At 67.8% G+C, this 12,514-nt stretch carries 11 protein-coding genes and 1 pseudogene; 4 read left to right on the forward strand and 8 right to left on the reverse strand.

Features of this window, described 5'->3' with window-relative positions; genetic code table 11:
• Window positions 1-29 precede the first annotated feature (29 nt).
• Window positions 30-1,034 carry a threonine aldolase family protein gene (locus ACTHJR_RS08405; protein ID WP_440522689.1) on the reverse strand — a complete coding sequence of 335 codons (1,005 nt, stop codon included), beginning with the start codon at window positions 1,032-1,034 and terminating at the stop codon, window positions 30-32.
• A 196-nt stretch (window positions 1,035-1,230) separates the two neighbouring features.
• Complete coding sequence (locus tag ACTHJR_RS08410) at window positions 1,231-3,354, reverse strand: transglycosylase domain-containing protein (protein WP_440522678.1); 2,124 nt, start codon at window positions 3,352-3,354, stop codon at window positions 1,231-1,233.
• 127 nt (window positions 3,355-3,481) lie between these two features.
• On the opposite strand from ACTHJR_RS08410, the gene ACTHJR_RS08415 reads away from it, so the two are divergent.
• On the forward strand, window positions 3,482-4,060 hold the full coding sequence (locus ACTHJR_RS08415) for an NADPH-dependent FMN reductase (protein WP_440522679.1): 579 nt from the start codon (window positions 3,482-3,484) through the stop codon (window positions 4,058-4,060).
• A 2-nt stretch (window positions 4,061-4,062) separates the two neighbouring features.
• Here ACTHJR_RS08415 and ACTHJR_RS08420 read toward each other — a convergent pair whose 3' ends face one another.
• The 6 genes from ACTHJR_RS08420 to ACTHJR_RS08445 all read right to left on the reverse strand — a co-directional run bounded on the left by ACTHJR_RS08420 (window position 4,063) and on the right by ACTHJR_RS08445 (window position 10,355).
• Window positions 4,063-4,947: an RDD family protein gene (locus tag ACTHJR_RS08420; protein WP_440522680.1), complete on the reverse strand. Its 885-nt coding sequence runs from the start codon at window positions 4,945-4,947 to the stop codon at window positions 4,063-4,065.
• Window positions 4,931-5,962, reverse strand: coding sequence for a stage II sporulation protein M (locus ACTHJR_RS08425; protein ID WP_440522681.1), 1,032 nt, complete (start codon window positions 5,960-5,962; stop codon window positions 4,931-4,933). Before ACTHJR_RS08425 ends, ACTHJR_RS08420 begins: the two co-directional genes overlap by 17 nt.
• Complete coding sequence (locus ACTHJR_RS08430) at window positions 5,959-7,275, reverse strand: DUF58 domain-containing protein (RefSeq protein WP_440522682.1); 1,317 nt, start codon at window positions 7,273-7,275, stop codon at window positions 5,959-5,961. The genes ACTHJR_RS08425 and ACTHJR_RS08430 overlap by 4 nt, the downstream gene beginning before the upstream one ends.
• Before the next feature lie 193 nt (window positions 7,276-7,468).
• The gene (locus tag ACTHJR_RS08435) at window positions 7,469-8,425 is read right to left on the reverse strand and encodes an AAA family ATPase (RefSeq protein ID WP_440522683.1); all 957 of its coding nucleotides are present in this window, start codon (window positions 8,423-8,425) and stop codon (window positions 7,469-7,471) included.
• Window positions 8,422-9,642, reverse strand: coding sequence for a DUF4350 domain-containing protein (locus ACTHJR_RS08440; protein ID WP_440522684.1), 1,221 nt, complete (start codon window positions 9,640-9,642; stop codon window positions 8,422-8,424). Before ACTHJR_RS08440 ends, ACTHJR_RS08435 begins: the two co-directional genes overlap by 4 nt.
• A complete protein-coding gene (locus tag ACTHJR_RS08445; protein WP_440522685.1) occupies window positions 9,639-10,355 on the reverse strand; it encodes a DUF4129 domain-containing protein in 717 nt (238 codons plus the stop codon). Before ACTHJR_RS08445 ends, ACTHJR_RS08440 begins: the two co-directional genes overlap by 4 nt.
• A 142-nt stretch (window positions 10,356-10,497) precedes the next feature.
• Between ACTHJR_RS08445 and ACTHJR_RS08450 the strand changes: the two genes are divergently transcribed.
• The 3 genes and pseudogenes from ACTHJR_RS08450 to ACTHJR_RS08460 form a co-directional block, all read left to right on the forward strand.
• A complete protein-coding gene (locus ACTHJR_RS08450) occupies window positions 10,498-11,262 on the forward strand; it encodes a hypothetical protein (RefSeq protein ID WP_440522687.1) in 765 nt (254 codons plus the stop codon).
• A 15-nt stretch (window positions 11,263-11,277) separates the two neighbouring features.
• Window positions 11,278-12,051 (forward strand): hypothetical protein, encoded by a 774-nt coding sequence (locus tag ACTHJR_RS08455; RefSeq protein WP_440522688.1) that lies wholly within the window; start codon window positions 11,278-11,280, stop codon window positions 12,049-12,051.
• 111 nt (window positions 12,052-12,162) lie between these two features.
• Window positions 12,163-12,514: pseudogene (locus ACTHJR_RS08460) on the forward strand (hypothetical protein); the annotation flags it as partial.

Consider the following 12,514-nt stretch of genomic DNA (forward strand, 5'->3'; position numbering starts at 1 on the left):
AGCGGGGGAGGAAAGTTAGCGGAGAGAATTTACGGCAACGCCGCGATCGCGTCGGCCAGCGGGCGGATCGCGTCCTCGGCCTGGTCCCAGCACGTCACCAGCCGCACTTCGCCCGGCGCCCAGTCGTAGAAGTCGAAGCCCAGGGCGCGGAGACTCGCCGCTTCCTCGGGCGTCGCGCGCAGGAACACCTCGTTGGCCTCTACCGGATAGACCAGACGGTCGCCCGCCGCGCGCGCGAGCAACGCCGCGCCGGCATTCGAGGCGCGGGCGTTGGCCCGCCACACGTCGTTGTCGAGCATCGCCAGGATCTGCGCGGCGAGAAAACGGCCCTTCGACGCCAGCAACCCCGCGCGCTTGCGGCGATAATGGCTTGCGGCCGCCAACTCGGGCTTGAAGAACACCAGCGCGTCGGCGGTCATTCCGCCATTCTTGATGAAGCCGAAGCTCAGCGCATCGACCCCGGCGCGCCAGGTCAGGTCGGCGAGGTCTGCGCCCGAATGCACCACGGCATTGGCGAAGCGTGCGCCGTCCATGTGAAAGCCGAGCCCGCGCGCCTTGGCGAGATCGCCCAGCGCCGCGACCTCGTCGGGCGTGTAGGTCAGGCCGTATTCGGTCGCGTTGGTGATCGACAGCGCATGCGCCTGGACCTGATGGACGTCGTTGCGGATGCCGGCGAGCACGCCCTCGACCGCCTTCGGCGTCACCTTGGCGCCGGGTCCCTCGGCCAGCAGCAGCTTCGCCCCAAGGAGGTAAAAGCCCGGCGCCCCGGCCTCGTCATTGTTGATGTGCGCTTCGCGGTGGCAGATCACCGCGCCGTGCGGCTGGCACAGCGCAGCCAGCGCGAGGCAATTGGCCGAAGTGCCCGACGGCGTCCACAGCACGTCGACCTGGGTGCCGAACAGGTCGGAGAACCGCCCGTTGAGCTGTTTCGACCAGCGGTCTCCGTCATAAGCGGTGTCGAGGACGTTGGCGGCGGCGATCGCGTCGATCACGGCGGGGCAGGCCGGGGCGGCATTGTCGGAGAAGAAGCGCATGGCGGGGTTCATCCGCGATGAAGGCCGATGAGGGAAGAGGAAAACTTAAGCCCTCTCCCGCCTGCGGGAGAGGGTTTGGGTGAGGGTCTTCTTTCTTCTTCCAGGCGATTGAAACCCCAGAAGAAAGAAGACTCTCACCCTCCACCGCTTCGCGGCGGCCCCCCCTCTCCCGCAAGCGGGAGAGGGTAATCAGAGCCTACCGCCCCTCATCGCCCTCGGGCGGGCGCGGCGGGCGGTCGCCGGTGTCGGGGGCCGGCGACAGGCGCATGGTGCCATCGCGCCTGACCTGCAAATTGACCCCCAGGCCCGAGATATTGCCCTCGACCGGCAACGGCCCGGTGCCCGGATCGATCGTCGTGCCGTCGTCGTCGCCGTCGATCATGTTGTCGTCGTCGGTCGTCGCCGGGACGACCGCCGGCGGCGGCGGGGCGATGCCGAGCGCGTTCTGCATGAAATCCTTCCAGATTCGCGCCGGGATACCGCCGCCCGACAGGCCGGCGTTGGGCGTATTGTCGTCATTACCGACCCACACCCCGACCACCAGATCCTTGGCGAAGCCGACGAACAAGGCGTCGCGGCTGTCCTGGGTCGTGCCGGTCTTGCCATAGGTCGGCACCGACAGCAGCGCGCCGCGCCCGGTGCCGCCCTCGGTCGACGACGACAGCAGGTCGAGCATCTCGTCGCGGACATTGCCGCCGAGCGAATGCGTGCCGCCGATGATGTTCGAATACCAGGCCTTGCCCTCGGTCGCCTCGATCCCGCGCGCGCTGACCGGATAGCCGTCGTTGGCGATCGCCGCGAACGCGCTGGTCAGTTCGAGCAGCGACACGGTCGAGGTGCCGAGCGCGATCGACGCCTCGCGCGGGATCGGGGTCGAGATGCCGAGGTCGCGCGCGGCCTTGATGACATTGTCGACGCCGACCTTCTGGATCAGCCGCGCGGCGGCGACGTTGCTCGATTTCTGGAAAGCGCGACGCAGCGTGATCTTGCCTTCGTAGCGGCCGTCGCTGTTCTTGGGGCTCCAGCCGGCGATCGTGACCGGCTCGTCCTCGATCGTGTCGTCGGGCGTCATGCCGGCGCGCATCGCCGCCAGATAGACGAACAATTTGAAGGTCGAACCCGGCTGGCGCCGCGCTTGCGTCGCGCGGTTGAACGGGCTCGATTTGTAGTCCTTACCGCCGACCATCGCGACGACGCGGCCGTCGGGGCGCATCGCGACGATCGCGACTTGTGCCTGGCGCAGCCCGGCGCGCTTGGCCGCGCGTTCGGCGGCCTTTTGCAAGCGCGGTTCGAGCGTGGTGACGACCTTGGTCTCCTGGCTGAGGTCGCCTTGCGTGTCGCGCGCCTCGGGCAGCACCCAGTCGGCGAAATAGGTGCCGTCGGGCAATTCCTTGACCGGCCGCACGCGGAGCGAGGCGAGCCGCACGTCGGCCTGGTCCCTGGTCAGGAAATTGGCCGCGACCATCGCGCCGAGCACGACCTTCTCGCGGGCCTGCGCGCCTTGCAGATTGCCGGTCGGCGCCAGCTTCGACGGCGCCTTGACCAGCCCCGCCAGCATCGCCGCCTGGCTGACGCTCAGATGCTCGGGCTCGACGTTGAAATAATGGAGCGAGGCCGCGCGCAGGCCATAGACGTTGTCGCCGAAATAGACGTTCGACAGATAGCGCGACAGGATGTCGTTCTTCGACAGCCACGCCTCCAGCCAGAAAGCGATCAGCATCTCGCGCAATTTGCGCCCGGCGGTGCGGTCCGAATCTAGAAAGGCGTTCTTGGCGAGTTGCTGCGTGATCGTGCTGCCGCCTTCGCGCACGCCGCCGGCCATCATGTTGTGCACCATGGCGCGCATGATTCCCCAGGGGTCGACGCCCCAATGCGAATAGAAGCGGCGGTCCTCGATCGCGATGAACGCCTCGGGCACGTATTTGGGTAGTTTCGATGCGTCGACCGGCTTGTCGACGGTGGCGCCGCGCCGCGCGATCGGCGTGCCGTCGACCGCGAGCAACGTGACCGACGGCGGCGTCGGCGGCTGCAGCGACTTCGACAAGGGAGCGGTCACGGCGAGCCAGCCGACCAGGATCACGAACAGGATCACGCAGGCGGCCAGCGTGCGCACGAGAATGCGGCCCCAGCGGCGCTTTTTGCGCACCACGGGCAGGTTGGTCGTGTAGCCGATGTCGGGCGCGGCGGTCTGACCCGGCGCGCTCGTCGCGTCGGGCGGGACCGCGGTCGCCGCCTGGCTCAGATAGTCGTCGGGATAGGCCGAATGCGCTCCCCAACGGGGGTCGGGTCGTCGGCTGCCGTCAAAGGGGTCGTCGCGCATCCATCGCTTCCACACGGCCCGGAAGGCCATAGGCGTATTACTCGAATAATACAGGCCGTGCAATCCCGCTGTAGCAGATCGATCGCATGGAGGCTATCGCAGGGCTGTGAGTGGCGAAGGAGCAGGGATGCCGGGCAAACCGTTGATCGTTGGAATCGGTGGAACGATCGGCGCGGTCTCCTCGACCGAGCGCGCGCTCAGGATCGCGCTCGATGCGGTCGAGCGCGAAGGCTATGCCACGCGCTTGTTCGGCGGCGGCGACATGGCGCGGCTGCCGCTCTATGATCCGCGCGCGACCACCCGGACATCGCAGGAGCGCGAATTCGTCGACGCGGTGCGTGCCGCCTCGGGCGTGATCATCGCCAGCCCGGGCTATCACGGCAGCATCTCCGGCGTGGTCAAGAACGCGCTCGACCTGCTCGAGGAAACCGCGAAGGACGAACGCCCCTATCTCGCCGACATGCCGGTCGGGCTGATCGCCACCGCGTACGGCTGGCAGGCGACCGGATCGACGATCGCCGCGCTGCGCTCGATCGTCCATGCGCTGCGCGGCTGGCCGACGCCGTTCGCGGCGGCGATCAATACCCAGATCACGCGGTTCGACGACCAGGGCGGGGTGACCGATGCCGCCGTGCTCGATCAATTGTGCCTGATTGGCCGCCAGGTCGCGCGCTTCGCTCCGCTGTCGGTCCGGACCAGCGGCTGAAGCTACGCCGCGCGCGTCGCCTTGGAATATTTGTCCTCGCGCCTCAGGCCGACCATCATGTCGCGCTCCAGCCGGGCGCACAGCGCGGCGTAATAATCCGACAGCAGACCATAATCGTCGCCGTCGTCGCGAATATCGGCCTTGCGTCGGATCGCGGCGGCGACGGTGACGATCGCGTCGTTCTGCCCCCCGCGCAGCACTTCCTCGAGGGTCTGCAATTCGTAGATGCCGTAGAGGTCGAGCTGCGCATTGCTGAACGTGCGCCGCGGCCGCGTGCTCTCGGCCGCCGATGCGGCAAGATCGTGGCCGAGCTGAGCCTTGGCGCGATGCACCACCCAGGTTCCGGCGAGCAGGTCGCCGACGCGCAGGCGGTCGCGGTTGAACAGCGGGAAGAACAGGAAGATCATGCTCCAGGCGAGCGCGAGCAGCGGTAGCAGGATGTCGCCCCCGGTGAGCATTGCGCCCACCGATGCGAAGAAATAGGAGATCGGTAGGAACACCTCGATCTCGCGCATCGCATTGCGCGCGATCACCGCGCCTCCGGTCAGTCGGGCGCCGTCGCGCGCAACGACGCGCAGGCCGACGATCCGCTTGCCCGGCGTCGCGCCGCGCGCACCCATTTCGAACAGCGTGAACCAGCCGTTCCTGAGGATGAAGAAGCCGACGATCCACAAGCCGAGCATCAGGACCGACTGCGACGCCATGGCCATCATGCCTATCGCGATGGTCAGGACCACCAGCACCGCGATCATCATGATCCCGTCGAGCAGAAACGCGCCCGCGCGGGCGCCCGCCGAGCCGAGCTCGATATTGAGGTCGACGCCCTCTGGCGTGATGAAGCGCCGCCTGAGCGCGGCGATCGATACCCTGCTAGGCGGCCGCGCCATCGCGCTTCCCTCTCGGCAGATAGAAATAAACCAGCCAGCCGACCAGCATCGCGATGCCTATCGCGTAGCGTGCCTCGTCGCTGGTGATGGTCTGGCGCCCGATCCCTTCGAGCAGCCCGGCGATCGCGAGCATGATCACGGTGCCGCCCATCGCGGTCGCCGCCGATCGCCCGGCCGCGACCGCGGCGTCGGTCCGGGACAATCGACCGGGAAAGGCGATGGCGAGGCCGATGCGGAAACCCGCCGCGCCGGAGAGGATGATCGCGAACATCTCCGTGGTGCCGTGGATCGTCAGCCAGCCGACGAAGCCGTACCCAAGGCCCTTCGACACGAAAAGCTCGACCATCGCGCCGAGCATCAGCCCGTTATAAACGATCAGCCCGGCGGTAGGGACGCAGAACATGAACCCCAGAGCGAAGGCGAAGATCGCGATCTGGGCGTTGTGGGTGAACAGGAAGGAGGCGAAGAAGGCGAGTGCGCTCTGCTGCGCATCCTTGCCCCCGTCATAGATCGTCTGTCGGAGCAACTCGGCACTCGCCGTCGGATCGCGTCCTTCCGCCATCCCGTCGGGGATCATCGCGTAGAACCAGGACGGATCGTGCGCAATCAGCAGATAGGCCACCACCGCCCCCGCGATGGTCAGCAGCAGGGAGATCAGCGTCTCCTTCCACAGCGATTGAACCGCCTGCGGCCAGCCGCGCGCGAAGAAATGCGCGAGCTGCTTCGCCGGCGACGTGGGGACACCGTAGATCTGGAAATAGGCGCGGGTGCAAAGGTGCTCGAGATAGGTGATCAGCGCGCGGTCGAGCGAGGTCTCGCGCGCCACCGACAGCGACGACAGCGCGGCGCGATAGAGTAGCGGCAGGACGAGCAATTGCTGGTCGGGCACCGCGCCGACGCCGCGATTCTCGATCAGCGTCAGGATCTTGTCGAGCTGGTCCCAATCGGCCTCGTGCGCGGCGCGGAAGCGCGTCGCGTTGACCAACGGCGTGCGGACATCGACATAGGCGGTCACAACAGGTTCCTCCGCTTGAGGTCGACATAGCCTTCGACCAGCCGGTCGGCGACGCGATCATAATCGCTTTCGATGACATGTGCGCCCAGGTGGCGGAGCCGGGTCAGCGCGAGCAGTCGGTCCTTGAGGAGTCCCGCCGCGGTGACGGCGCGGGTGATGTCGTCGGCGGTGTCGGGCGTGCGGTCGACGATCGTTTCGAGTTCCTCATCACGCAGCACGACGATCAGCAGAAGGTGCGTCTCGACCAGCCGGGCGGCGGCGCGGATCATGAAATCGGCGCTGGTCAGGTCGGTGAACTCGGTGAACATCACGATCATCGAGCGTCGGGTCAGCCGCGCGGCGAGCGTGGTCAGCGCATAGGTGTAATTGGTCTCGTCGCCCGAATAGTCGATGCCGGCGGCGAGGTGCTGGAGCTCGGGAAAGGCCGACGCGCCCGAGATCAGCCCGCTGGCGATGCGCGGGCGCGAGTCGAACGAATGGAGCGCGACGCGGTCGCCGAGCTTCAGCGCCACCCAACCGGTCAGCAGCATCGCCGCGACCGCGCGGTCGACCCGCGGGATACCGGCGACCGGCTCCGACATCTGGCGGCCCGAATCGATCGCGAAGACGATCTGATTGTTACGCTCGGTGCGATATTCCTTGGCGTGGAGCTTCAGGTGCCGCGCCGACTGTTTCCAGTCGATCGCGCGGCGGTCCATGCCCGAGCGATATTCGACCAAAGCGTCGAAATCGGTACCGTCGCCGCGGTCGAGCTGGGTCATCAACCCTTGCAGGGCGTGACGCTGGAAGATTCGGGCACCCCGCTCATGGACCGGCCGGATATCGGGCAGAATCGCGAGCGCGGCCTCGCTCGCCATGTGCTTCTGACGCCAGACCAGCCCGAGCGGCCCGCGCCAGCGAACCCAAACGGTCGCGAAGCGCGCGGTGCCGCGGCGCTGCGTCGCCACCGGCAGTGCGGTCGCGCCCCTGCCGCGATCGAGCCGCACGTTGGCGCGGCCGTCATCCTCCAGCGATACCAGCGGGTCGACGGCGATCGCCACCTGAACCACGCCGGGGCCGCCGCGCGGCGGCCCTTCGACGCTGATCACCGCCTCGACCGTCTCGCCGACGCTGGCGCTGCGCGGCAGGGTGAGTCCCGTCGCGATCCGCGACGCCGGCAGTGCGAGCAGCGCATCGATCAGCGCGCCGAGCAGGATCGCGACGGGCCATGCGATCCCGGCATACCAATGATCGGGTACGAGCACGGCGATCAGCAACGCGACGGGAGCCCCCGCCGCCGCCGCCAGCACCGCCATGCGCGTGGGATAGATCACCGCGGCGTCCCTTCAGCCAACCTAGCGGAACACGGTTTGTGGTGGCCTCGATCCCTAACCGTCATGCCGGCCTTGTGCCGGCATCCACGGTGCCGCAAGCGCAAGGCGGGAAGCTCGAGCGCACCTGCTTGCCGCCCGGTGGATGCCGAGGCGAGCCCGGCATGACGACCGAGGGAGCCGACGGAGTCCATCCTCACCGCGGCGCCTCGATCGTCTCGATGATCGAATGAACCACTTCCTCGACCACCCGTCCGTCGATCTCCGCGGCCGGCGACAGGATCAGGCGGTGGCGAAGCAGCGCGGGCGCGAGCTGCTTGACGTCGTCGGGGATGACGAAGTCGCGCCCGTCGATCGCCGCTCGCGCTCGCGCCGCACCCGCGAGCATCGCGCCGGCGCGCGGGCTGGCGCCGCTCTCCAGGTCGGCGACGTCGCGCGTGCCGCGGATCAGCGCCGCGATATAGTCGATCACCTCGTCGACCAGCCGCACGGTGCCGACCGCCGCGACCGCCTCGCCGATCTTCGCGGCGTCGGTGCGGTGTTCGACCCCCCAGCCTTCGGGCTCCATCGCGCCGACCTTGGCGCCGTGCGTCGCGATGATCTTCCGTTCCTCGGCGGCTGAAGGGTAATCGACGGTCTGCTTGAACAGGAAACGGTCGAGCTGCGCCTCGGGCAGGGGATAGACGCCCTGCTGCTCGATCGGATTCTGCGTCGCCACCACCATGAAACGATCGCCGAGCGGTAGGCTTTCGCCGTCGATCGTGACGGTGCGCTCCTGCATCGCCTCGAGCAGCGCCGCCTGGGTCTTGGGCGGGGTACGGTTGATCTCGTCGGCGAGCAGCAGGTCGGTGAAGATGGGCCCGCGCGTCAGCGTGAATTCGCTGGTCTGAAAATTGAACAGATTGGCGCCGATGATGTCGCCCGGCATCAGGTCCGGCGTGAACTGGATGCGCCCGAATTGCAGGCCCACGGCGTGCGCGAAGCTGTTCGCGAGCAGCGTCTTGGCGGTACCGGGCGGTCCTTCGAGCAGTATATGGCCGCCGGCGAACAGCGCCACGAGCATCAGCTCGACGGTCGCTTCCTGGCCGACCACGGCCTTGCCGACTTCCTGGCGGATCGCCATCGCCAGATTGCGGACTTCCTCGACCGTCACTTACCCTTCTCCTTCTGCCAATCGTGTAACGCGCGCGCCGCGGCGACCAGACTGGCCTTGTCGTCCGCGTCGCCCACGGCCTGGGCGAGCTCGGTGAAGCGCGCTCGCCCGGAAAGCTTGTCGAGATAGGCGTCGATCGCCGCGCCGCGCAGCCGCGACGGTACGCCGAACGCGATCGTTGCGCGTTCGCGGATCGCTTCGACATAGCGCCCGCCGAGCCGCGCCTGGCGCCCCGCCTTGCGGATCAGCGCAGCCGCATTGTCGACCAAAGCGGCCTTGCCGAACGCGATCGCGCGGGGGCGGTGCGCGGGCGGACCGAAGCGCGCGAACGCCTGCCAGCCGGCGAGCAGCATCACCACGACGATCGCCAGCGTCATCGCCAGGAACGGCGGATCGAAGGCGAGCCGCAGCGGGCTCTTGGCCTTGCCGAGCCCGGCCAGGGTGACGTCGAAGGCCCAGTCGCGCTGGCCGTCCTGATTGAGCGTATCGAGCAGCTCGAGCGCGGCGCGTGCCTGGCTCTCCTCGCGCATGCCCATGTTCGACAGAATGTCGGGGTCGGCAAGCACGTAGAAGGACTTGTCGCCGATCTCGCCCAGGACGACGTTGCCTTGCTCGTCGGTCAACAGCGGTTTGAGGTTGGCGCCGCTGATCGTCTGCAGCGGACGCGGCGCCTCGAACCCGAAATCCTCGGTGATCCACCCGGCCGAACGCAGCGGCTGGCCGCCGCTGCGCGCGCGCGTCACGGCGAACTTGTTGTTGGGCGCCAGCACGCCTTCCGGTTCCTTCCGGTCGATCAGGCCCCAGCGCATCACCCAGCCGGGACGACCGGCAGGCCGGAGCGGCGATGTCGACCATTTCGGCAGAATGACGAGTGTCGGCAGGTCGCCGCGCCGCGCCAGCACGTCGGTCAGCGGCGTGCTGGCGAGCGGCGGCGTAAGGACGACCAGGCCGGTCGAACCGAGTTCCGAGTCGTCGCGGATGACGCGCACGTCCTTGCCCATCGCCCGCGCCAGCTGGATGATCCCGGAATAGCCGGTGGCCCCGTTCGACAGCGCGTGCGCGGTGGCGCCGTTGCTCGATCTGCTCGGCGATTGATAGGCGTTGCTGAGCAGCAGGCCGACAAAGCCGATGATGCCGACCGCCAGCAACAGGATGACCGTACGCAACCGGAAGGTACCGCCATCCTGTCCCGCGCCGCCGATCGCCAGATCGCTCATGCCTTCCACGCTCCGGGAATGGCGAAATCGGCATAAGCCGCCCGCGCCGCCTGCCAGTCGTCGGCCCCGACCGGCCGGCCGCCGAACAGGCTGCGTTCGACCTGGCGGGCGATCGCCGCGAACAAGTCGCGCGCGCCCGCCGGGATCGCGCTCGCGGCCGCCAGTTCACGGCTGGTCAGTGCGGGACGCACGACCTGCGGGCGACGATGACGGATGTCCTCGATCGACCGGAACAGCAGATGATGGACCGCTTCGGCGAACAGACCGCGCGCGGCGAGTTCGTCGGCCTCTTCCAGCCAGGCGCGGCCTTGCGCGGCATCGGGCCGCCATTCCTCCTCCGCCTCGATCGCGACCGGCGTCGCGGCGCGCGCGCGGCGGCGCGGCAGGCGCCATTGACCAGAACGCAATCGTTCGCCGATCAGCCACAGGAGCGCGATCAGCGCGACGACGATGACGCCCCATAACAACACCTGGGCCCATAGCGCTGCCGGCATGAAGCCCGTCAGCCAGGCGAGCAGGCGGCCGATCGGCGCCAGTACGTGACCGAGCCAGTCGAACAGGTGCGCCAATCCCCTGAACCATGCGGGGGGCTCGGGCGGTGTCGGCGGCGGACCGAGCGTGAACTGCACGGCCGGATCGGCGCGCAGCGCGTGGTGCGCCGCGGCGAAGCGGTCGGCAGCGGCCGCGGCACCATGCGTATTCCCCCCGGCCAAACGCTACCCCTGCGCTACAAACCTGTGCCTTGCTTAACCCATGCGAGAAAGCGCGCAACCGATAAACTTCCTTTCGAACCAAGTTGTTCTGGACAGGGGCGGCGGCCCCGATCAGGTTGCGAGCGGGGCATTGGGGGGCTTTATGTCGATCGGGCGCATTCTCAACACGGCCTTCGGGTCGATCTTCGGCAACCTGGCGGCGATGACCGGTATCGCGTTCCTGTTCGCCGGACTGCCGCGCGGGCTCGTCACCTTCTTCCAGCAGACCGCACAGGCGGAGATCGGCACCGGCCTGGTCACACCGGCCCAGTTCGTCATGATCACCGTGGGCGGATTCGCGGTCGCGATGCTGTTCACGATAGTGGCCCAGGGTGCCCTCGTGCGGGCGACGTTGGCTTTCAACCGTGGCGAGCCGGCGCGGTTCGGCGACTGCCTCGCCACCGCCCTGCGCCGGCTGCTGCCGCTGATCGGCGTTGCCGTGGTCACCACCCTGGCGTGCCTGGTCGCGGCGCTCTTCCTGATCGTGCCGGCGATCATCCTGGCGACGATATGGTATGTGGCGGCGCCGCTGGTCGTCGCCGAACGCAGCGGCATCTTCGGCGCACTCGGGCGGAGCAGCGAACTGACCAGCGGCAATCGTTTCAGCATCTTCCTCGTGTTGCTGATCAGCCTTGGCTTCGCCCTCGTGATCTTCATGTTGTCGAGCGTGCTGACCGGGATGGTTCTGGCGTTCACGATCAGCAGCGGCGACATGTCGGGCATCGCCTTGCCGATGGCGGCCATCAGCGCGGTCAGCACGACGCTGCAGACATTGCTGACCGGGGCGATTCCCGCGGCGACCTATGTCGAGCTGCGCGGTCTCAAGGAAGGACCGGAAGTCCAGGGCCTCGGCGAGATCTTCGCCTGACGGGAGGATGCGGTCGTGGCGGAAGCGGGATCGATATCGTCGCGCCGCGATTTCCACATCGGCCGCGTGCTGTCGCGCGCCGGCGATATGGTGGGCCGGCGGCTCGGCGCGATCGCGATCATCGCGCTGCTGCTGGCCGCGCTACCGGTGCCTATCAGGCTGGCGGGCGGCGACGCTCTCCTCCACGCTTTACGCGGCGGCGGAGGCGGCCAGTTTCTCACGTACCTTCTGTCGCTATTGGTCAGCGCCGTTTTCGGGGCCTTGTGCAGCGGAGCGCTTATCTGGCTGGCGATCGAAAACGAGGACGACCGGCGGATCGACGCCGCCGACGCTTTGTACCAGGCGCTGCGGGCCTCGCCGCGGCTGATCGGACTCAACCTGATGATGGAGGTTGCGGTCGCGGCCGCGACGGTGTTGCTGGTGGTACCCGGCGTCATCCAGATGGTCGCGCTGACCGTGGCGATGCCCGCCGCGATGATCGAGGGGCGCGCGGGCACGCGCGCGTTCGACCGCAGTTTCGATCTGACCAAGGGCGCGCGTTGGCAGATCTTCGTCTTGTGGCTGATCTTCTGGATCGCGACGGCGACGATCGGCGCGGTTATCAGAGGCGCGCTCGGCACGCCCGCGATGACCATGGCCGCCCCGCCAATTGGCTTCATCCTGGTACAGGGTGGTGTGGCTGCCTTGTCGGCGATCGCCATCGCCGCGCTGGAATCGTCGGTCTATGTCGAGCTCAGGGCGTGGAAGGAAGGCGCTCCGCGCGATGAATTACGCGACATCTTCGCCTGAAACCGACGCGACGCTCGTCATGGCCCAGCGCAACTTGCTCGATGTAATTGCGTTGGGTCGAGACGCGACCTAGGCCGCCCAGTTCAACCGCCCGCGAGAATGATCTAAAAGGTGCCCGCTTCCGTCGATTTCTGGTTGCCGGCACCGGCGTTGCGCGGCTATATTTCGGGTTATCATCGTTATGAGCTGACCAGGGCTCATTGCGACGATCGTTTCAACGACGTCTTCTTTCCGGCCTGGCCCAATATCCGCTTCACGATCGATGCCGAACCCTGGTCGGTGACGCTGGGGAGGCGGACCGTCGATCCGGTACCCGAGGCCGCCTTCTTCGGGCCGAGCAGTCATGCCGGCTATGTGTCGGCGGGCAGCGGGACGCTGATCGGCATCGGGCTGACCCCGGCGGGCTGGGCGCGATTGCACGGCGGCGACCTGTCGCGGTTCGCCGATCGCGTCGTTCCACTCG

The organism is Sphingomonas sp., assembly GCF_051962185.1.
Lineage (GTDB): Bacteria > Pseudomonadota > Alphaproteobacteria > Sphingomonadales > Sphingomonadaceae > Sphingomonas.